We start from the raw sequence: 21,741 nt of genomic DNA, 5'->3' as shown, positions 1-21,741 counted from the left end.
ATTGCGATCTTACGGCCTCGACGCAGTCTGGTTCGATGGTAGGCTCCAGGCGTAAAGGACCCCATCCACTCCAGTCAGAACGTACTGTTTGCCATCGAGCTCGTAGGTCATGGGTGCGCTGTTCAGGACGCCGCCTCCACGAGTGTGCCAGAGAACGCTGCCATCAGAAGGATCGAGCGCGAGCAGGTTGCCATAGAGATCTCCTGTGAAAAGAACATGACCCGCCGTGGTGAGGATACCGGGACTTCCAATGCCAAAGCCGCTCTCGCGCCTCCAGCGAACTTTGCCGGTCTGATAGTCCAGAGCGAGCAGCGCGTCGGTGGTGACGAGCGAGGCGGAACCTCCGCCCTGATGGTCTTGAGGAAGGCCGTTATCTCCGAGAGCGAGATACCAGAAGCTGTAACCCTCCTGTGCGTTGACATAGAAGAGCTTTGTCTGTGGGTCAAAGCTCGGCGACATCCAGTTGGTACCGCCATTGGCCGCCCCCTGAACGAGCGAGCCATCGGATTGCGGCTCCTTGGCGGGATCAGGAATGGGACTGCCCTTGGCGTTGACGCCTTTGGACCAGTCGATTGGAACGAAGGGCACGCTTAGCAGATTCTTGCCTGTCTCACGGTCGAGCACGAAGAAGTAGCCGTTGCGGCTGGCCTGCGCGAGGAGTTTATGCGGTTTGCCGTTGAAGTCCGCGTCGAAGAGAACGAGAGTTTCGACGGCGTCCCAGTCATGCGTGTCGTGCGGAGAAGCCTGGAACCACCAGACGATGGCACCCGTATCGGGATTAATGGCGAGGATGCAGCTGGTATAGAGATTGTCTCCGGCGCGGCCTACCCCCGCAAGAACTGGGTGCGGATTTCCTGATCCCCAATAGAGGAGATTGAGATCGGGATCGTAAGTGCCGGTAATCCACATCGCCCCGCCGCCTCGGCTCATCGACTTCTCGTTAGGCCAGGTGCGAGCGGCAGTGTCACCGGGCTTGGGTAAAGCAGAGGTCTGCCAGACTTTTTTCCCGGTCTCCCAGTCGAGGGCCACGACGAAGTGCGGGACATCGGCTTCATCGCCCGAGGTGCCGACGATGACACGGCCTTTGACAATGAGCGGCGCGACACTCAAGTAGTAGCCGAATTTGACGTCGCCGATCTCGACATCCCAGAGTTTGTCTCCATTGCGTGCATCGAGGCAGATGATATGCGCGTCAGGAGTGCCGAAGTACACGCGGCCCTTGTAGTAGGCCACGCCGCGCTGACCGAGATGGTCGCCTTCGGAGGGACGTCGGAACTCCCAGATCTTCTGGCCGGTGCGGGCATCGACGGCCCAGACGATGTCAGGTACGGTGAAGTAAAGAATGCCATCGACTTCAAGAGGAGTGGACTTCAGCATCTGCGCATGAGTCTGAAACGCCCATGCAAGCCGCAGCGACTTCACGTTGTCCTTGTTAATCTGCGAGAGCGCGCTGTAGCGCCGGCCCGAGTAGTCGCCGTTGAAGGTAGGCCAGGACTCCGCTACCGGGGCTAGCGTGGGATGAAAGCTACCGGTGCCCTGCGCGTAAAGGCCCGCAGTGAACACAACCAGCAAAGCGGCTGCGATTGCAGGTTTATTTGAGTGTTTCCAGATACGCGAAAACATCGTGGATGTCCTTGTCCTTATACTTGCCGAGAAGTTCCAGGTGGCCCTTGAGCGGGTCGTTGACTGCAACCTTAACCGCGCCGACCGGCCAGGAGTGATACCAGCCTGCCTTGTCTACGATGGATACATAGAAAGCATCCAGGTGAAGGAGCTTGCCGGTCATCTTCTCGCCGTTCGGGAGAGACACCGACGCAGTGCGGAGATCGTCGGGAGGGTAGAGGAAACGTGACTCAAGTTCGACGGGCGAGTACTTGCCGGCGATTCCGGCGAGGTCCTTCGTAGGAGAGTGGCAAGTGGAGCATTTGCCTGCTCCATTGAAGTACCTTTTCCCAGCTTCAACATTTCCTGTTAGCAGTCGCTTGAGCTGATACCCTCCAACCGGGCCGGACGATTCAACGCTGTTGGTGACTTCGACACGCGCGTGGAGGAAGGCAACGATGTCGGCTATCTGCGACTGGCTCAGGGTGGGATAGGCTGGCATTCCTTTGTCGGGGCGGCCTTCCTGAATCACTGGGGCAAGCAGATTCCCGTTCACGTCGTGACGCACAAGCGAGGAATCGACGAGGCTCGATCCTGAGCCTCCTCTCGCGTCAGTGCCATGGCAAATAGCGCACGACTGCTGAAACTTGTCGTTGCCGCGCTTTACGTTCTCGTTCTGCATTGGGTCGGACTGCGCACGCGCGCCAACGGACAGGAACAGAACAAGCACCAGATAGAGAGGATATATAAATGGTCGAAACGATTGAGCTTTTCGCTCGTGATGCATGTTGCACTCCACAGTCTGGGTTGATGCGAAAAAGACTGACGCTCTATTCTTTCATCTCAGGTAAGACCTTCTGCATGACCTGAACGGTCCGCTCGATGTCCTGCTCCGAGTGCGCGGCGGATATAGACCATTGCTTCGCAGCGATGGGAAAAGTATAGATGCCCTCTTCAATGCAACGCTGGCGTAATCTCAGGTCCCTGGCGAAGTCGTGGTTGGCTGCAAGATCGTGCCAATCTCGCGGAGCGTGATCCATTAGATAGAGACAGAAAGCCGACCCCTGTCGCACCACCAGCAAAGGCAGGCTATGCCGCTGCACGATCGACTCGATCTCATCCTGAAGCCATGCTCCCATCCGTTCAAGTCGACGGTAAATCTCACCGTTGCTTTCGCGCAGCCGCTCGATGGTCGCAATCGCTGCGGCCGTTGGCACGGGATGCCCGTTGTAGGTTCCAGCAAGAAGAACGCGTCGCAATGGATTAGGATCGGCAAAGAGATCAAGATAGCATTTGGCTCCGCCGATAGCAGCCATCGGGTAGCCGTTGGCCAACGCCTTGCCATATACGGCGAGATCGGGCGAGACCCCTACAAGCGAAGCATAACCGCCGATGCCATGGCGGAAACCGGTCTTCACCTCGTCGAAGATGAGCAGAAAGCCTGCTTCGGTTGCGAGATCGCGGAGGCCCTGTAGATAGCCCGGTTCCGGCTTGACGATCCCGATGTTCTGAAGAATGGGCTCGAGAATAATAGCGGCCACAGGATACTTCCGTGTGATCAAGCGGACAGATTCGAGATCATTAAAGTTGACGGGATGAACGAGTTGGCTATGCGCCGACGGAATACCCGCGCTGATGGGATGAAATTCGTATTCTCCGCCCGAGACACGAGGGCCGAGTTTGGAGAGTGGCGTGGACAAGTTGCACGCAACGTCGTTGTGCCAGCCGTTGTATCCTCCCTGCATGACGATGATGTGGTCGCGACCAGTAGCCGCGCGGGCGAGGCGAATGGCCTGATAGGTCGCTTCACTTCCCGTGTTGAGCAACGCCACGGACTCGATAAAGGGGGCGCACTGGCAGATGAGTTCGGCGAGACGTGCCTCGAGAGTCGTGGTCCCGCTGCCGTAAAGGCTCTGTCCCCGATCGATCGTGCTGATCACTGCTTCGCTCACGTAGGGATCGTTGTGGCCAAGAATATGCGGACCGAAAGCTGCGTGGTAGTCGATGTATTGCCTGCCATCGCTGTCCCACATATGCGAGCCTTTCGCACGGACAAAAACAATGTCCGGCTCCGCAATGCGGTTGACGGAGGCGACGCCGCCAGGAAGATAGCGGCGGCTGGATTCAACGGTACTTTCCGAGGGATAACTCAACATGAGGTGTTCGCTTCTTCTTGCAACAGGTAGGTTGTTGCCAAGCGTGCCGTCCATGGCGGCACGCTCAGCCGTATGTTTGCCGGGAGCGCGTTAGAACGTTACCTTCGCGCCGAACTGCAATTTGCGTGCGATCACAACCGGGTTGGTTGAAGTGATCGTTCCATAAGTGGAAGGAACGGTGACATCGGAAGCCGGGTTGTTGAAGTTGGCCGTATTGGTCAGGTTGAAGGCATCGACGCGCAGTTCAAGATGCGCACCTTCAGCAAGAGAGGTGTTCTTAGAAAGATTCATGTCGATCGTCTTCACTCCTGGACCAAAGAGCGCATTGCGTTCGCTGTTGCCAAACGTGCTCGGGGCAGGTTTTGCGAAGGCTGCCGGATTCAACCAGTGCGTGATCGTCTTATCGGCCGCATAAAGAGTCGCACCGGGGACAACATCGGCACGGGTTGCGTACCAGGCATCTCCTGGGTTGTCGAAGGTCACGCTGAATGGCGCGCCGGACATGACCTGCGCAATGGCAGCAACATTCCAACCTTCAAGCAACTTGCCACGAACACCGTCGTACTGCGCATAGCGCCTGCCAGGGCCAAAGGGCAGATCATAACCACCGCTGGCGAAGAAGGTGATTCTGCGAACGCCGTCCGCATTGCCGCGATCGCCCTGCGGATTGTAGGGGTTCTGCGGCGAGCCAACTTCGTTTACATTGTCGATGCCCTTAGTCCAGTTCAGGCTGCTCTCGAAAAAGACTCCGTTGCCATAACGCTTCGTGCCTTCAACCTGAAGCTGATTGGTGAACGACGCGCCAGTGAACCGCATTGCGAGAATGTCACCATAAGGCTGGTAGGGCCGCAGAGGTTGAAGTGCCGAGCCGGCTTGCAGCACCTTAGGAAGGTTCATGTTGTAGTTGACGAAAATGGCATGAGCGACTTTGTTGCCTAGATACGTCATGCGGAAACCAATGTCTCCGGGAAGACGGTTCTCCACGGTGAGGTTCCACTGCTGGGACGAGGTATTGCGGATCTGCCGGTCAACCGCGTAGAGGCTGGGATTGGCGGTGACGAACGGTGTGACATTGAAGGGGTTGGCAAGCGTAACCGTGGGCGAGGCTGGCGCACTGTCGTACTCCTGTACCAGACGAAAGGGTGGATTACTGATGCCAAGCTGATAGATGCCCTGGTAGACCGGAGGCATGTTGTAGAAGATGCCATAACCGCCTCGGAGCACAATGCGATCATCATTGAACGGTCGAAATGCAAAGCCAAAGCGCGGCGCAAAGTCGCGGTGGTCGGGCAGAAGAACGTTGGAGCCCCAGCCTGCGTCTTCGGAGGTCTCGTAAGGATAGAGGTTCAGCAGGGTCTGGTTGGTGCTGCTGGGCAGTTTGCCGCCAACCGAGCGGACTACATTGAGGCCCCTGGCGAAGTCGAAGTTGGTCCAGCCGCCGTAGCGCTCGGTGGGCTCGCTCTGGAGTTCATAACGCAGGCCGATGTTGAGAGTCAGGCGCGGAAAGATGCGCCAGTCATCCTGCGCGTAAAAGCCGTAACGGTTAATGCCGATCTCGTTCGAGGGCGTCTGCGTGGAGCGGACGGCATCGTTCGGATAGCCGAGCATCGCATTCGCCAAAGGACTCCCGGTGTACCGATACGCGCCGAAGTAAAAGAATCCAAGCGTTGACGGCGAGACGGAGGGATTCGTCGAGACCCTGTTGTAGGCAACGTCCGCGCCTGCCTTGAAAATGTGCGTTCCGTTCTGCCACGAGAAGGTGTCGCCAAGCTGTTCTGTGATCTCCGGGTTGGGCTTCGCGCCGCCACGGTCGGCAATCGATGTAAGACCGGAGATGGAGAACGTGGGAAGACCGCCGATGGCGTGAGGATACAGCCCGGGAAAGAGAGTAGACGGATCAAAGGTAAGGTTCTGCCCCTGACGTGTAGAAACCTGCGCGAAATAGGAAGCGCGAATCTCGTTGCTCATGGACGCCGTGAGGATTCTGGTATACGTCACCGAACCGGACTTCGTCGTGTACCCGGCGTTGGAATAGTTGTTATATTCCACCGGCGAGTAGAGATTGACCGAATACGGATTTGCTCCCCTGGAGAAGTTGTAGATGAGCGTGAGCCGGTTGTCCGGATTGAAGTTCTGATCGACGCGGCCGGAGTAGCGGTCGACATTGATGCGCGTGGGCAGTGTCTGCACAAGGTTCGAAGTGTTGCCCGCTTTGGTTGGAAGCGGAACGAACTTAAGCACAGCAAGAGTGCGTGGGTCCAGACGGCTGGTAGGAATCTGATACCCGTTCGGGCAGGTCGGACTGCTGGGAAAAGCAGCGCCGCCGTTCATCGGGTCTTTGATCTTGGTATTGAAGCAGCCCGCACGCTGGTCCGCCGTAGGAACCGAGAACGTTCCGGTGCGCGAGGTGCGCTGGCGCCAGCCCTCATACGAGAAGAAGAAAAAGGTATGGTTCCGGTAAACAGGGCCGCCGACCGAGCCGCCAAATTCATTGCGGTTGTAAGGCGTTCTGGCAATATGGTTGGCGTTGGCAAAGTAATCGTTGGCGGCAAAGACCGTGTTGCGGTTATAGGCAAAGACAGAGCCGTGAAACTGATTGGTACCGCCCTTCGTGATCATGGAAACCGCAACTGTGGAAGAAAATTCCGCCTTGGCGTTGTTGGATTCGACCTTGACCTCCTGAATCGTATCGAGCGAGGGCTGTGTCGTCAGCGAAGTCTGGTACGAATAGGCTCCGCCGCCGTTGCCGAGGTCGTTATAGCCAACACCATCGACGGTGAAGGAAGTGCCGCCCCAGTGTTCTGACCCGGCAATCTTGGGATTGGAGCCGGAGGCTTCGCCCGTATTGCCAGGTACCACCGCGATGAAGGTATCCATTGTTCGGCCATCGACCGGCAGCTTCTGGATGGAATTGCTGTCGATAATCGTGGCGATCGATGAGGTTTCCGATTGAATGACAGGAGCCGAGGCCGTGACCACGACCGACTGCACAACCTCGCCGGGAACAAGAGAGATGTTGTTGCGTGTGGTCTGGTTGAGCAGAAGCTGGATGTTCCTCACATCCACGGACCGGAAGCCTGCCATCTCGGCGTGAATACGATAGAGTCCGGCGGAGAGGTTGTCGAATTCGTAGTCGCCGCTCCGGCCTGTAACGGTGGTCAGGGTAGCGTTCGTGCCCTGGTTGGTGACAGTAACCTTCACGCCAGGAACAACGCCCGCAGGGTCGGCAACCGTGCCCAGCAGCGTCCCAGTGACGCTTTGGCAGGACGCAACCGCGGAGACCAGGAAGAGGAGGGTAAAACAAAGTCGTCGATTCATAGGATTCTCTCCGAAACGGCACGGAATCTGTAAGTGATGTGCGAGTATTGAGCCGTATAGAGAGGAACGTCAATGAAAGCGAACCATTAATCCCGAATACAGGACAAAATCGACATGATCTATTGGTGTGTACTTCACAGGACTCGGTGAGTATATATTCTAACTATAAGAATACGGTCCATTTATAAAAATGAGGCGGGAATCGATCCGATGCCGGCAAAAAATCATATAGATCTTGTGGTGAAGACGTTGAATGTGCTCGAGTCGCTTGCGGTCAGCGAGCATGGAAAAGCATTGAAGGAGATTGCAGCCGAGGTGGGGCTGGTAAAAAGCTCCGTCTTCCGCATCCTCTATACACTCAAGCAGGCGGGGTATGTTGAACAGCCCGAGTCGAACGGGGTCTATCGGCTGACATTGAAGACAGCGGGTCTATCGAGGCGCAACAGCGAGCGGCTGGGATTTGCAACTGTGGCGCGGCCGCACCTGGCACGGCTGCGGGATACGCTGGACGAATCGGTGGCCCTGGCGGAAAGGCGCACGCAGTCAGTCGTTTTGATCGATGTACTCGAGACCTCGCATCCGTTGCGGCTCTCCTTTCACATTGGCAATGACTGCCCGATTCACGCAACAGCCCTGGGAAAGGCGGTGGCAGCATTTCTTTCGCCGCGAGACCTCGCTGCTCTGCTCGGCAAACCGGACCTTCCTCAATACACGGACCGCACTAATACCAAAATGCGCGAATTGAAGGCTGAACTCGCGCGCGTGCATAAGTTGGGATATGCGGTCAATGACGAAGAGACCGTATTGGGCGCCGTGATTATCGGAGCACCGGTCTTTGATTCACAGGGAAACGCCTGCGGTGCGTTGAGTGTCAACATCCCCACCGCACGCTGCTCCGCTACAAGAAAAAAGCAGTTGATTGTCGCGGTGAGGGACGCAGGGCAGCGCATTTCCAGCGACTTGGCAGACCTCGGGTTCGTGCGGTGACGCGCCGGATCTGACCGAGAGTCGAGGCGTCGAACACAATTTGAATTCTTATATACAGAATTTGTTCTTGTGAATAGAATTCTTGCGTAGCGGCGTTCCAACGAGCAGCCGCGCGGAGGAAGTAGAACGATGCCGAATCGCCGTCTCTTTGTAAAAGGCGCGCTTGCACTCTCGGGCGCACTCAGGTTTGAGCGTAAGGGATACTCCCTGATGAGAGGCATACCGCCGTCCAGCAACAAGGACGCCGCGCTGCCGGGGGAGTATTTCCGTCGTCTTGCGAAGTGGTGCCCTGTCGTGCAGGACGAGTTACGGAGCCGAACCGGCGCTGGGCTGCGGGAGCTTGAGACCCAACATGGATGGAGCCACTTTCCTTATACGATTCTGGCGGCTGCCGTGCTTTATGCGAAGAAGCATCCCACGAACCGCTGGTATAAGGACGCCTCGATGCTGGCGCTGGCGCTGGAGATCGGCGACCTGCTGGTGAAGGAAGATGAACGCGGTACGTTTGCACCACGTCTGGACAGCTATCGTGACACGTATATGTGGGTGGAATCGTATGCGCTGTTGAAGACCGAACTGGGTGCGGAGCGCGCACGCACATGGAAAGCGGCGATCGAGAGAAATATCGGTTTGCTGGAAGGCGACATTGCCGCGTGGAAGGATTGTCCAGCGTATACGGAAAATTTTCTCGGAACGTCTCCAAACCACTATGCGTGGTGGTCGGCGACGCTGTTGGTAGGCGGAAAACATTTCGACCGCCCAACCTGGGTCGAGCTTGGCAGCGCGGTGCTGCGACGATTTGCCGCGACAGAACAAAACCCAGATGGTTATTGGGGAGAACATAATCCTGATGGGCCGACAATCGGCTACAACTACTTAACCACGCTCGGCGTTGGAGTGTATTGGGAGCACAGCCAGGATCCGAGTGCCTTGCGTGCCCTGCGTCGCGCGACAGACTTTCACGAGCACTTTACGTATCCCGATGGAAATGCCTGCGAGTTGATGAACGACCGTAACCGCTATTGGGAGGTCAGTCCCTGGGGACAGTTTGCATTCTCGAACTTCGCCGATGGACGCGGATACGCGGCGCTACTGGTGCGCAATATTCCCGACGATGTCATCGATCTGGATACGCTGGGAATGTTGGCGCAGGATGCGCTCTACTACCACGAAGGCCCGGTGGAGACATGCGCCCCCAAGTTGCCGCGCTATTCTCATCGGCTCGAAGGCCCCGCAGGAGTCAGGAAGGATGGTCCCTGGGTGACAGCACTCTCGGGAATCATCGACACCCCGCTGCCCTTAAGCCAGTGGTTTCTGGACCGACAAGCGAACGTGTCGCTCTTCCATGAGCGGACGGGTCTGATTATTGCGGGCGCAAATTCAAAGGGGCAGCCTGAGCTTGCGACATTTTATGAGAAGAGTAAGGGAACGACATACACAAAGCCACTGGGTAGCCGACTAACAATGAAAGCGACCGGCGATTGTCTCGCGGTCGCGCACCATACATTTACCTGTGAGATTCTGACACCGCCAGCTAAGCAGAATGAGCAGCAGATCCGTTTTCAGATTACAGGCCGAGGGCCTGTGCCTGATGAGGCTTATTTGGCGTTGCAGCTCTGCCTGAAAGCAGGCACAGTGATCGAGACCGGCGCTGGGCATCGCATAGCACTGACTGATGAGCGATTTGATTTGACGCCCGCGATGCTCGGCGGCTCCATTCATCATCGGGATTGGACGCTGAAGATTGACGCCGATGCCGCCTTGAGCTGGCCAGTGTTTCCTTACAATCCTTATCGCAATGGGCCGGAGACAAAGCTCGAGTTCGCGGTCGGGCTACTGCGCTTTCCATTGCGAATGCATAGCGACCCGAATCACTATGTGCGTCCCAATGAACAGACGATCCGCGTGACCGTACAGGTACCGCAAACATCCTGAGCCAATCAATATTTGAGAGAGAAGCCGCCATCCACACGGATGACGGCTCCGGTGATATAACTTGCGTCGTCAGAGACGAGGAACGTAACGGCCTTCGCGACCTCTTCAGGGAGGCCAAGCCGGCCCAGCGGAATACGTGATCCTCCGCTAGCGATCAACTCCTCCGAATTGTGGACGCGCTCGCCGGGCGTATCAATCCACCCAGGTTCGACGACGTTGACGCGAATGCGTTGCGGGGCAAGTTCCAGCGCCCAGGAGGCGGCCATGTGATTGATCGCTGCCTTGGCGCCGTTGTAAGCAGAAGCATTGGGATAAGGCCGAAAGGAGTGGACGGAGCTGACGATAGCGATGGCGCCGCCTCCCTGCACGGACATGTGGCGCGCAGCGAGTTGGCTGCAATGGAAGACGCCCCAGAGCGAAACAGACCAAGTACGTTCGACTTCTTCGGGAGACAGTTCAAGGAAGGGTTTGCGAACGCTATAAGCGGCATTGTTGACGAGGATGTCGATATGGCCCATGTCGTGAATCGATTTCTCAAACATCTGTTCAACCTGGGGCCGATTGCCAACATCTGCAAGGCATACGTGCGCGCGGCGGCCCATCTTCTGAATGACGGCAGCGAGTTCATGCGCCTCGTCTCCATTACGCCAATCGTTGATAACGACATCAGCGCCGTGGCCGGCAAGGTCGAGCGCGACGGCTCGGCCTATGCCGCGCGCGGCCCCGGTGACAAGGGCAACTTTTCCGGTGAGGTCTGGATTGATCATGTCCTGCTACCAGTCTGCAACGGAACCGTCGCGGTGAGTGCAGGCCATGGAAACCTCCGGTTGCCAGGGATATTTGGCCGCTTCCTTTTCATTGATTTCAATTCCGAGTCCCGGTCTGGTTGGTGCACTGCACTGCCCCGCTTCAAGTGGAATGAATTCGGTGACGATGTCGTTGCGCCAGGGAACGTCGGCGCGGACCATCTCCTGAATGAGGTAGTTCGGAGTAGCAAACCCCACGTGCGTAGACGCTGCCGTGCTGACAGGCCCTTGTGGATTATGACAAGCCACGGAAATCATATACGTTTCCGCCATCGCAGCAATGCGGCGTGCTTCGCTGATGCCACCGCAGTGTGAAACGTCAGGCTGGACAATGGCACAAGCCCGCTTCTCGAAAAGTTCGCGGAACTCCCATCGCCCTGTAAGCCGTTCTCCAGTCGCAATCGGGAACGGCAAGGCATGAGCAACTTCAACGAGCGCATCGATGTGTTCGGGCCAGCAAGGTTCCTCATACCAATAGAGGTTGTAGTCGGTGAGCAACCGCCCAAACTGGATGGCAGCCGCAGGCGTAGTGCGGGCATGAAGGTCGAGCATAATGTCCACGTCATCGCCCGCCGCGTTACGCATGGCCTCGACGCAGCGCATGGCGCGCTTGAGCGTGGAAGGGCTTTCGATGTACTCCGACACCGGAATAGGCATCGCTTTGACAGCGGTAAACCCTCGCTCGATGCTCTGTTTCATGCGTTCGGCGAACTCGGTAGGCTCTACTGACTTGTACATACTTTCGAGCGTGCCTCCGCCAAGGTGATCGTAGAACCGCAGCGTGTCGCGGACAGGCCCGCCGAGAAGGTTGCAGACCGGCTGACCGAGGTCTTTGCCCTTGATGTCCCATAGGGCCTGGTCAATCCCGCTCATCGCGGAGTAGTTCGTTATGCCGCCGCGCCAGAAGTATTGACGATGCATGATCTGCCAGATGTGTTCGATGCGGCGTGGATCCTGGCCGATGAGAAGGACAGCGAGATCCTCAATGGAGCCGACGACGCCTTTGGTCTTCCATTCAAGCGTGGCCTCGCCCCATCCGTAGAGGCCGGGCTGGTCGGTTTCGACCTTAACAAAGACCCAATTTCTCATGCGTGCATTGACAACCAAAGTGGAGATGTTTGTAATTTTCATGCTTCTTCCTCTTGAAACATTTCATTGAGAGACTTCAGAATTTCGTGAACGACCGTGTCTACCGCATCGGGCGAGAAGGGCGTTGCTTCGACTTCGTAACCGCCCACAGCATAAGCGGCGCGGTCCGGAATGTAGCCAAAGCCGCCGTTGGAGTAGCCCGAGACAAGCGTGAACGGAAAAGGCGAAGACTCTCTGATGCGCTGCGCAATCGAGGAGAAGGGTTCGCCCGCGACGGAGACCAATGCAGTCGGACCGATGCTGATGATCTGCATGGGCCAAGGCGTTTTGTGTTGTCCGCCATAAAGCCGAGCGTTCTCAAGACGCCATCCCATCTGGGTGGCTTGGGCCTGCATTCTCCTCGCGGCGTCCTGATCTCCAGCTTCTTTGAGGCGACGCGCTTCTTTGTTGAGTGCTTCAAACTCCATCGCGAGTCTTTCCTTCGCTGGAAAATCTCGTAAGGGCAGTTGCAGGGCGCGCGAAAAGACTCGACACCTTGGCGGAGCAATCGCGACCGGATCGTACTCATACTCCGCGATATTTGCGCCCGAGGGCATCACAGAGACAAATCTGGCAGTTCGAGGCTGCGTATCAATCGTCGTGGCAAGGCTCGCTGCTGCAAGACCAAGCTCTTTGCCCAACTGATGGTAGACCGACAGATCGCCTGTAAATCCGCGGCGCGGACCCAGATCGCCTGCTGCGCCTTGAAGGAAGAGGCAGCGGCCTCCGATCTGTTCTTCGACAAGCTGGCGCATGGGGCCGGGAAAGTCGGGAGTAAATCGCTCACATTGCCATCCCGCGGTTGTAGGGTGACAGGCGTAGTGAACGATAGACGCAAGAGCACTGCCATCTTCGCGGTCAATGCGGAGAACGTGCAGGGCGTGGTCGGACGGAGCCTCTTCGTTGACGCCGACGACACACTCGCCTGACGGCGTGAGCACGCGGCGCATTCGATTGATGCGGCATTCGCCCTGAGCGATCCCGACACGTACAGGTTCGAGGTTCTGCAATGCCTGCCACGCAGCTCCGGCAATGCTCTGCGGAAGACTTTCGAGATAGCCCATCGCCATGCCGAGACCGACGGTGATGTTTTTCAGTCGGAAGGTGTTCGCGCCGGAGTGAGTATGGCTCACAGAGAAGCGGATGTGGCTTTCGGGGACACCAGTAAGATTGGTCACCGCCTGGAGAATCTTTGTGGTCCATTCCGCGTCGAAGCCAATAGCATCTGCATCGAGAATGAGAATGCGCGTTTCTCCCTGCCCGAACGCAAGCGCAGTGACAAACAGCGGCATGTCCGCGCAGATGCCGCGCTCATGAGTCTGCGCTCCCCAGCCGCCTTGAGGGGTTCCCGGGCAGGGCGTGATGTCACAACGGCCTGTTCCGGCCAGCAGCGATTTCGCTTCGTGAGATGAATCAACTCGCATCGCGTGTCATATCCAATCCGGAGAGAGGTTTGATTTGCCTTGCTGTTTTTTGTAGTAAGTCGATCCCCGCAGGTAGCCAGTCATCCTGCAGTTGAGCCATGCTCCCCGAGACGCTGAGCGCGGCAATGAATTCGCCACGTGCGCTCACGACCGGCACGGCAAGGCAGCGAACATCGAGTTCCTCTTCCTGGTCATCGAGCGCGAAGGCCTGCTTCACAATTTTGGCGATCTCTCTCCGAAGCGCACTGGCAGTGGTAATCGTGTTTCGAGTGTATCGGGCAAACGGCGCCTGCTTGAGATACTTCTCCTGATATGACTGGGACGCATAACTAAGCAACACCTTGCCGACACCAGTGCAGTGGAGATTGGTGCGTTTGCCAATATGTGTATCAAAACGAAGAAGGCTAAGACCCTGCACTTTCTGAACGTAGACAGCCTGATCGCGGTCGAGCACGGCCAGGTGCGCGGTAAGTTGGGTTGCTGTCGAGAGCGCCTTCATCGGACGGAAGGCTGCATCGGCAAGATGCCCGGCAGGTGCGGCTTCGCGTCCGAGACGATAGGCCTTCATTGACAACATACAGTTGCGTCCTGATGCATCGCGCGTGACATAGCCGCATCGCTCGAGGGTAAGAGCAATGGAATGCGCGCTGCTTCGTGGAATATCGAGTTTGCGGCTTAGCTCGGCGATATTCATGCTCTGCGATGAGTTATCAAGTGCTTCTAGCATGGCAAAGGCGCGTTCGATCGCCGGAATGCTCTTTGTCGTCTGCATGAATGCTCTCCCTTCTAAGTATGTTGAAACAAGGGACCCCAAAACTGGAACCAGATCATATAGGCGTAGAGCGCAAGGGCGAGACAGACCAGCATGCTCCACCAGAACAGCGGGCTCCGCAAACCGGAGTTCCGCGCACGCTCAACCAACGGAAGACGCAGAAACGACTTTGACCAGACGATTTTGTCAACCACCTCCGCCGGCGAAGGTTCCGTAAACAAGGAAATGACAACCATCAGAATCAAACAGGTGATCCAGACCAGAAAGGTGCGGTTGAGAAAATTGTCGTAAGGACGAAGCAGCGGCACATAGCGAAACAGCACATACTGAACCAAAGCCGTGTAGGGAAAGCCGAAGAAGAGGATGAACGTAGCCGCCGCGGCCGTGGCTCTTCTCCAAAGCACGCCGAGGAGAAAGACGACCGAGATGGGCGCAGCTACCCACGCGCCTACATCCTGAATGAGCAGGAAGACACCGTATTTTCCGCGCGCCAACCAGAGCGAGAGAGCTAAGGCGATCAGCAGAATGATGAAGGAACTCCACCTGCCGACTTTGACCAGATGATGGTCAGTGGAGCGTGGTCGAAGTAACGGTTGATACAGATCAATCGTGAAAACCGTGCTGGACGAGTTAACGACGGATGCAAGATGCGAGAGCAACGCGCTGGCAATACCCGCCATGACAATACCCGCCATTCCTGCGGGAACCAGTGCCCGGACCATGCGGGGATACGCGAGGTCCGGATCAGGCAGTCCAGGAAACAACTTGAACGCGACGATGCCGGGGACGACGACGAGAAACGGCAGAAGAATTTTCATGAATCCAGCAAAGATAACCCCCATGCGCGCGTCCCACTCCGTGCGCGCACCGAGACATCGCTGAACAATAAACTGATTGGTGCAGTTGTACCAGATTCCGATAGACAGAAATAACGTAAAAACGCCGAACCAGGGATACGTCGGATCAGTATTGGGATAGATGATCTTGAATTTCTGCGGCTCAAGATGCATCAAGGCCATGATGCCGCCCGTTCGCATAAGACCGGCTACCGCAACGATGGTCCCTCCAATCATCAGGACAAGGAACTGAAGGAAGTCGGTCCACGCGACTGAGGCGAGCCCGCCGTAAATGGTGTAACTGCCCGCCAGAATGGCAAGACCGAAGATCGTATAGACCGGACTAATACCGAACATTCCCTCAAGTGCCTTTGCCCCTGCAAGCATAACCACGGCCATCTGTGCGACGATCCAGAGGACCAGCGAGGCCACAGCAAAGATGTAGCGACAGATCCTGTTGTAACGGCGCTCTAGAAATTCGGGCATCGTGTAAACGCCGCCGCGCAGGTAATAGGGCAGGAAGATCCAAAGCAGCACGGAGAGTGTGAACCAGTTGCCCCACTCCCATTGCGCAACAACGAAGCCCGTTGCGTAAGCGGCACCCACCATGCCTATAAAGTGTTCCGTGCTGATATTGGCTGCAATGATGGAGCCGCCAATGGCATACCAGGGGAGGCTGTCGCCGGCAAGAAAATAACCGCGCGCACCGCCTGTGGTTTTTCGTGCGGCCCACAGGCCAATGAGTACATTAATGATCAGATACGCGGCGAAGAGAATTTTATTCAGTAATGAGCCGAACATGCGTGCCCCTCGCTCCTGCGTAATTTCCTACACTACGACAGCCATGTATCTAAATTCTGCTTAACGAACTGGTCATCGACCAGATGTGGATACGTTGCAATGACCCGGTCGAGTTCCTGGGCCTGTCCGCCCGACAAATCTTCCGCCGGATTGAGACACCATCGGCCCGCAAGAAGCCCCTGCCTGCGGAGCACTTCATTGATGCCGGCGATACAGCCGTGAAAATGATGGCCCACGTCGAACAGCGCCGCGTTCATATCCGTTACTTCAGCATTGCGCAAAAGCCACTTCGGATCGACGAGCTTGCCGGACTCCACTGCCTGTCGAACTTGGCGATGGAGTTCCACAGCACACGATGTCCAGACTGACCAGTGACCAAGAAGTCCTCCCCGTATCTGAAGATCACAGCCACTGAAGTGGTATCCAGAGAGCAGATCGAGAACGATGTGGTCATCGTTGCCAGTGTAGAGGGCAATCTCATGGGACCGCCCCGATTCCGCCACACCGCGCAGAACATCCTGCGTTGCGTAACGATTGAATGGAGCGATCTTAATCCCGATGACGCTTTCAATCTCCGCAAACGCCCGCCAGAATTCCACCGGAAAGTACTGCCCTCCAACGGCTGGCTGAAGATAGAAGCCGATGATTGGCATGATCTCGCCGATTGCACGAACATGAGCGACCACTTCCGCAATCGACGAATCTGCCAGTGCGACAAGGTTAAGCAAAGCAGCGTGATATTTCAGGTCGCGTGCAATCTGCGCTTCACGTGCTGCCTGCGCAGTATTTCCGCACACACCCGCCACGCGGATTGCATCGCTTGCTCGAAGCTCTTCGGCTGCAAGGGCCAGGACGGGCTCATAAAGCCCGATGCGCGGATCGCGGATCTCAAACTGCGTCGTATGAACACCGACAGCGACGCCACCAGCTCCCGCGGCAAGATAGTACCTCGTCAGCGCCCGCTGATGCCGCTCATCCAGTTTGCGCTGCTCCGTCAATGCCAACGGGTGCGCCGGAATGACCGTACCGGCGCGGAAGCGTTCGCGCCATGTAGGACTAGAAAGTACCATCGCGCCTCTCAAATTTTGTCGGCTTGCCGAGAGTAACGCCGCCGGCGCTGAACCAGTTAGCGGTCATCTCTATGAGTTGCTCTTCATCTACCAGGGACGGCCCCAGAAGGTGCGCGCATTGCGACGCATTGCTGAGCAGAGCAGTGTTCGATTCGGTGCCAGCAAACTTCGGCGTCTTGCCAAAGCGACGTGCAAACCGCTCTGCAATCGCACGGACCGACAGGGTCGCAAGCCCAGTGACATTAAGGATTTTTGTCGGCACATGGCAGAGTGCGAATGAACGAAGACAATAAGAATTTGCATCACCTTGCCAGATCACGTTGACGAAGCCTGTAGTCAGATCGATCGGTTGTTCGCGAACGACTTTTTCGCAAATATCGACCAGCACGCCGTAACGAAGATCGACCGCGTAGTTGAGACGATAGATCAGTGTCGGCGTGCGGTGAGTATTCGCGAAATACTCGAAGATGCGCTCGCGGGCAAGTGCAGACTGAGCATACTCACCAACTGGAGCGACCGGCGTATCTTCACTGGCGCCTGCTCCATTGGCAGCGACAAACGGGTACACATTGCCAGTCGAGAAGGCGACGATGCGCGAGTGGCGGAATCGCTGTGCGGCAAGGCCCGCCATCCACGCATTGGTGGCCCAGGTAAGAGGCTGGTCGGCAATCGAACCGAACTTGCGTCCGGCCATGAAGACGACATTCGGCGCGTCCGGCAGCCCATCATACGTCGCGGGGTCGAGCAGGTCGGCCTCGATGACATCGCTACCGCGCGAGAAACGGGAGAGCAACCCGTCGCGGTCTTTGCGGGTCACTGCAATGACTTTGTGGCTCAGACCCGCCTGCTGCATGGCACGGCGCATCCGCCCGACCAGACTTGGGCCCATCTTACCGCCTGCACCAAGCACAAGAACATCGCCATTGAGCCGTGACGCCGCTTCAATGTCCAGGTGCGAGGGCGCCGTAAGAATCTCTTCAAGGTCGCTTTCATCGGTGAGTGTAAGGATCATGCTCGAGTTGCGTTCTTTCTGGTAGAATTTGTTCTACTATTAGCTTCTCGAAGCTAACGGGCCAGGACCCCCTTTGTCAATGCAGAATGTTAGGAGGCACCTAAAATGATCTCGGCACGAATCCCGGCATCTCGCGCAAAGCTGCCCGTATGGATTGCGCTTGTTGCTCTCCTGCTCCTGCCACACTGCTTCGCCACGGACCTCAGGTTAGGCATCATTGGCACCGACACGTCCCATGCGGTGGAGTTTGCACGCATCCTCAACGGCGACCCTTCTTCAGCCATGCATGTGTCTGGTGCCCGCGTCGTTGTGGCCTTTCGTGGCGGAAGCCCGGACATTGCAGCCAGCCGCGACCGGATTGAAAAGTTCAGCGCTGAGCTGCGCGAAACCTGGAAGATCCCCTTCGTTAACACCATTCGTCAGCTTTGCCCGTTGGTCGATGGAATTTTGCTCGAAAGCGTGGACGGGCGCGTGCATTTGAGCCAGTTTCGTCAGGCCGCAGCCTGCGGGAAACCGGTATTTATCGATAAGCCGCTGGCGTCCACCCTGGCCGACGCGCTCGCAATCGACAGGACCGCGCGGGCCGCTCATGTTCCCTGGTTCAGCAGCTCGTCTCTGCGCTTCGGACCGATTCAGCGGATGCGCGATGCCGATGTCACCGGTGCCCTTGTATGGGGCCCGGGACCCGTGGAAGCGCATCACCAGCTTGATCTTTCCTGGTACGGAATCCATACGGTAGAAATGCTTTTTACAGTCATGGGAACCGGGGTTGAACAAGTCACGCGTACCTGCTCTCCCCAAGCCGACGTCGTGACGGGAGTCTGGAAGGGAGGGCGCATCGGCACACTACGAGTCATCAGGCCAGAAAGCTCCTACGGAGCGATTGTGTATCGCTCAAACGGGCGTGCCGTTGCCGATGCGGATGTTTCGGTAGGATACGCACCGCTGCTTGACCAGATAGTGAAGTTCATGCAGACCCGCATCCCTCCGGTTTCAAATGCAGAGACACTTGAAATATTCCGATTCATGGATGCAGCCCAGAAGAGCTGTGAACATGGCGGCGTCCCTGTGTCCATCGTCAGGTGACTTGTGGGAGCAACCGCGGTCTGACTGGTTTACGGTCCAAATTACCTGAAGCAAGAGAGGGCGCGTCAGGGTCGGAAGCGGCGACTCAGGACCGGTGAAAGGAGCGAAGCAGTGCGAATCGTCGGATTATTTCTCTCTGCAAGCATTCTGAGTTTGCCTTTCGGCGGCCCACTTGCGAACGCAACCGTCAGGTCCGTGCAGATATGTGTGCGCGATCAGAATGGAGGAGCAATCACGGATGCATCGATCGAATTGGAGAGCAAGCCTCTGCGACGAATCGCAATCGACTCGCAGGGTTGCGCAACCCTTACACTCCCCGCGGATGCGCACGTGCGGGTAACGCGCTCAGGGTTTGTCAGCGTATCGCGAACTCTGGGCCCTGGTGCAAAGCAGACGATCGTGCTGTCCGTGGCGGCAGATGAGCAGGACGTCGAAGTGACGGCACGGACGCCGCTGGCCATGGACGCAAGCGCAAACAGCGTGCGAACCATGTCGGCAAAGCAGATGATGGAGGCGCCGGGATTCACGCTCGATGATCGGCTTCGACAGGTAGCTGGATTTCAGTTGTTTCGGCGGACAAGCTCATGGGTGGCGAATCCTACCTCCCAAGGGACTTCACTCAGCGGCCTTGGTTCAACCGCCGCCAGCCGTACCCTGGTGCTGAGCGATCAAGTCCCATTGAACGATGCGTATGGCGGGTGGATCCACTGGAATGAGATTCCTGCTCTGGCCGTGCGAGACGTGGAGTTGATGCGGGGCGGGGCCTCGGACCTGTACGGCTCAAGCTCCATCGGCGGCGTTATCAACATAACGCCTGTCGCGCCAACGCACTTTGGGTATGCTCTCGACCTGTCCGGCGCAAGCGAAGCAACTTCGAATCTGAATGGTTTGCTCACAGGCATGCAGAACAAATGGGCCGAACTTGCTGCGGCCACATTGTTTCGAACAGATGGCTATATCCTGACCGCCCCTGAGGTGCGCGGGCCTGTGGACGTGGCAGCAAACGTTCACTCGCAGAGTGGGCGCATAGAGCTGCGCCGCAGTTGGGGAGAAGACCAGGAAGTCTTTGTACGCGGAAATCTGCTCAACGAGGCGCGGAACAATGGAACGCGACTACAGAACAACGGCACGCGGATATGGCGATACACCGCAGGAAGCGACTGGACGACACGCAACACGGGACGCTTTCTGGTGCGTCTTCACGGAACAGGGCAGAAGTACCGGCAGAGCTTTTCAGCCATCAATACGGCGCGAACGTTTGAAAAACCGACGGCGCTGCACTTCGATCCATCGCAGCAGATAGGCGGAGTGACCCAGTGGGCCCGAAGCTACGGCACCCTAACCCTGGTGGCAGGCAGCGAGGTACTCGATTCACGTGGAACAGATCTTGAGGCCCACTCCGAAGTCAGCACAAGTGCTCGGCAACGAGACAAGGGCGTATACGGAGAGATGCTGTGGCAGCCGGAGGACTGGTCCTTCGCAGCCTCCTCGCGCTTCGATCACTTCGGCAGCTTCGACGCAAGGCAGATTGGCGGAGTGCCCCAGGCGCTTCCGAACATCAGCGAGAATGTCTTCGACCCTCGCATCGGGATCGTCAGAAGAATGGCCGGATGGCTGTCGCTCACGGCCTCCGGCTTTCGTGCATTTCGCGCGCCAACCATGAATGAACTGTATCGGCAGTTCCAGGTAGGACAGCAGATTACTCTGGCGAATCCAAAATTGAAGTCCGAGCGTGCGACCGGCTTTGAAGCAGGGACGTTGCTGCATGGAACGCGGCTGGACTCAATCCGGCTCGGCTATTTCTGGATACAGGTAAACCGACCAGTCGCTTCGGTCACGCTGTCCTCCTCGCCCACCAGCACGCTGTTTCAAAGGCGCAATCTGGGCCAGCTAACCAGTCAGGGCTTTACCGCTGAGTGGGACCTGCGCCCCGCCGGGTTCCTCACCCTTACAGGCGGGTATCAGTATGCGAACTCGACCGTAACAAAGTTTCAGGCCGACCCAACGCTGGTGGGAAAGTGGACCCCGGAAGTGCCGCGGAATAGCGCCTCATTGCAAATGCGCATGGAGCAGGCAAAACTGGGCGTGCTCGACATCGATCTGCGCACAAGTGGGCAACAGTTCGACGATTCAGCGAACCAGTTCAGGCTGGCAGGTTATGCTCAAGTCGATTTGCTTGCGGAACGGGCGCTCGGCCACAGCTTCAGCGTGTACGGTTCGGTACAAAACCTGTTGGACCATCAGGTACAGGCCGGGCGGACGCCATTGTTAACTCTCGGCGCCCCCCGGATCGTTTCGGTCGGTGTGCGCCTGCACTGAATCCTGTGGACTGGCCCCGGTAAAATCGCAAAATTCAACGCGGAACAGGTTGACGCTATAAAACAACGCGCGAATCGCTTCAGCCGTTCCATAGCATCATCAGCAGACGTTCGGGCCACACTCCCGCCTATAAGGCTGGACCCGTGGTAGAAACTCCAGGCGGAGAAGATGCATTCAACGGAGGCTTCGCGGTCGCCCTGTCAGAACACAAGGACATCGTGCAGACAACGCGCTTCGCCTGCGTCGTGGCCGGCATCTCGGTGACACGCAAAGGCACCGCGCCCTCCATGCCGTTTCGCACAGAAGTAGATGCCCTGCTAACGTGACCACTCAGCCGCTCAATGACTAGAAATACAACAAGCAGCGCGTGCGAATAGCATCGACCGCAAACCAGTGGGAATAAAACGCCGTCCTCACAAACTTGTGTCGTTTTGCGATGCCGAGGAAATCGGGAGTGAGAATGAAAAGACGGAGCCATGGCCAGGCTGG

16 protein-coding genes are annotated in these 21,741 nt (G+C 57.2%); 5 read left to right on the top strand and 11 right to left on the bottom strand.

All coding sequences use genetic code 11. The features are described from left to right. Nucleotides 1-9 precede the first annotated feature (9 nt). The 4 genes from VFU66_RS08935 to VFU66_RS08920 all read right to left on the bottom strand — a co-directional run bounded on the left by VFU66_RS08935 (nucleotide 10) and on the right by VFU66_RS08920 (nucleotide 7,076). Nucleotides 10-1,623 carry an acido-empty-quinoprotein group A gene (locus VFU66_RS08935; protein ID WP_326445894.1) on the bottom strand — a complete coding sequence of 538 codons (1,614 nt, stop codon included), beginning with the start codon at nucleotides 1,621-1,623 and terminating at the stop codon, nucleotides 10-12. Then, the gene (locus VFU66_RS08930) at nucleotides 1,592-2,284 is read right to left on the bottom strand and encodes a c-type cytochrome (RefSeq protein WP_326445893.1); all 693 of its coding nucleotides are present in this window, start codon (nucleotides 2,282-2,284) and stop codon (nucleotides 1,592-1,594) included. The genes VFU66_RS08935 and VFU66_RS08930 overlap by 32 nt, the downstream gene beginning before the upstream one ends. A gap of 148 nt (nucleotides 2,285-2,432) precedes the next feature. Next, nucleotides 2,433-3,758: an aspartate aminotransferase family protein gene (locus VFU66_RS08925; protein ID WP_326445892.1), complete on the bottom strand. Its 1,326-nt coding sequence runs from the start codon at nucleotides 3,756-3,758 to the stop codon at nucleotides 2,433-2,435. 90 nt (nucleotides 3,759-3,848) lie between these two features. Further along, nucleotides 3,849-7,076 carry a TonB-dependent receptor gene (locus tag VFU66_RS08920; RefSeq protein WP_326445891.1) on the bottom strand — a complete coding sequence of 1,076 codons (3,228 nt, stop codon included), beginning with the start codon at nucleotides 7,074-7,076 and terminating at the stop codon, nucleotides 3,849-3,851. A 240-nt stretch (nucleotides 7,077-7,316) separates the two neighbouring features. Here VFU66_RS08920 and VFU66_RS08915 point away from each other — a divergent pair, with 240 nt between their 5' ends. Both VFU66_RS08915 and VFU66_RS08910 read left to right on the top strand, forming a co-directional pair. After that, nucleotides 7,317-8,063 carry an IclR family transcriptional regulator gene (locus VFU66_RS08915; RefSeq protein ID WP_326445890.1) on the top strand — a complete coding sequence of 249 codons (747 nt, stop codon included), beginning with the start codon at nucleotides 7,317-7,319 and terminating at the stop codon, nucleotides 8,061-8,063. A gap of 129 nt (nucleotides 8,064-8,192) precedes the next feature. After that, nucleotides 8,193-9,998: a hypothetical protein gene (locus VFU66_RS08910; RefSeq protein ID WP_326445889.1), complete on the top strand. Its 1,806-nt coding sequence runs from the start codon at nucleotides 8,193-8,195 to the stop codon at nucleotides 9,996-9,998. A 5-nt stretch (nucleotides 9,999-10,003) separates the two neighbouring features. Here the strand turns inward: VFU66_RS08910 and VFU66_RS08905 are convergent, their stop codons facing one another. Genes VFU66_RS08905 through VFU66_RS08875 form a run of 7 tightly spaced genes read right to left on the bottom strand, consistent with a single transcriptional unit; the run spans nucleotide 10,004 to nucleotide 17,847 of the window. Continuing rightward, complete coding sequence (locus tag VFU66_RS08905) at nucleotides 10,004-10,765, bottom strand: SDR family NAD(P)-dependent oxidoreductase (protein ID WP_326445888.1); 762 nt, start codon at nucleotides 10,763-10,765, stop codon at nucleotides 10,004-10,006. Nucleotides 10,766-10,771: 6 nt separating this feature from the next. Further along, complete coding sequence (gene dgoD / locus VFU66_RS08900) at nucleotides 10,772-11,935, bottom strand: galactonate dehydratase (RefSeq protein WP_326445887.1); 1,164 nt, start codon at nucleotides 11,933-11,935, stop codon at nucleotides 10,772-10,774. Beyond that, nucleotides 11,932-13,356, bottom strand: a complete 1,425-nt coding sequence (locus tag VFU66_RS08895; protein WP_326445886.1) for a neutral/alkaline ceramidase family protein — start codon at nucleotides 13,354-13,356, stop codon at nucleotides 11,932-11,934. The genes dgoD and VFU66_RS08895 overlap by 4 nt, the downstream gene beginning before the upstream one ends. Next, nucleotides 13,346-14,128, bottom strand: a complete 783-nt coding sequence (locus tag VFU66_RS08890) for an IclR family transcriptional regulator (RefSeq protein ID WP_326445885.1) — start codon at nucleotides 14,126-14,128, stop codon at nucleotides 13,346-13,348. Before VFU66_RS08890 ends, VFU66_RS08895 begins: the two co-directional genes overlap by 11 nt. Before the next feature lie 14 nt (nucleotides 14,129-14,142). Then, nucleotides 14,143-15,765, bottom strand: a complete 1,623-nt coding sequence (locus VFU66_RS08885; RefSeq protein WP_326445884.1) for an SLC5 family protein — start codon at nucleotides 15,763-15,765, stop codon at nucleotides 14,143-14,145. Between the two features lie 32 nt (nucleotides 15,766-15,797). Beyond that, complete coding sequence (locus VFU66_RS08880; protein ID WP_326445883.1) at nucleotides 15,798-16,835, bottom strand: dihydrodipicolinate synthase family protein; 1,038 nt, start codon at nucleotides 16,833-16,835, stop codon at nucleotides 15,798-15,800. Continuing rightward, the gene (locus VFU66_RS08875) at nucleotides 16,822-17,847 is read right to left on the bottom strand and encodes an NAD-dependent epimerase/dehydratase family protein (protein ID WP_326445882.1); all 1,026 of its coding nucleotides are present in this window, start codon (nucleotides 17,845-17,847) and stop codon (nucleotides 16,822-16,824) included. The genes VFU66_RS08880 and VFU66_RS08875 overlap by 14 nt, the downstream gene beginning before the upstream one ends. Before the next feature lie 105 nt (nucleotides 17,848-17,952). Between VFU66_RS08875 and VFU66_RS08870 the strand changes: the two genes are divergently transcribed. From VFU66_RS08870 to VFU66_RS08860, 3 genes are all read left to right on the top strand, one after another. Further along, on the top strand, nucleotides 17,953-18,933 hold the full coding sequence (locus tag VFU66_RS08870; RefSeq protein WP_326445881.1) for a Gfo/Idh/MocA family protein: 981 nt from the start codon (nucleotides 17,953-17,955) through the stop codon (nucleotides 18,931-18,933). A 399-nt stretch (nucleotides 18,934-19,332) separates the two neighbouring features. After that, on the top strand, nucleotides 19,333-21,252 hold the full coding sequence (locus tag VFU66_RS08865; RefSeq protein ID WP_326445880.1) for a TonB-dependent receptor: 1,920 nt from the start codon (nucleotides 19,333-19,335) through the stop codon (nucleotides 21,250-21,252). 95 nt (nucleotides 21,253-21,347) lie between these two features. Continuing rightward, on the top strand, nucleotides 21,348-21,578 hold the full coding sequence (locus VFU66_RS08860; RefSeq protein WP_326445904.1) for a PfkB family carbohydrate kinase: 231 nt from the start codon (nucleotides 21,348-21,350) through the stop codon (nucleotides 21,576-21,578). Nucleotides 21,579-21,741 lie beyond the last annotated feature (163 nt).

Source organism: Edaphobacter sp. (assembly GCF_035763405.1).
In the GTDB taxonomy this organism is placed as follows: domain Bacteria; phylum Acidobacteriota; class Terriglobia; order Terriglobales; family Acidobacteriaceae; genus Edaphobacter.
This window is presented reverse-complemented; position numbering and strand designations above follow the sequence as displayed.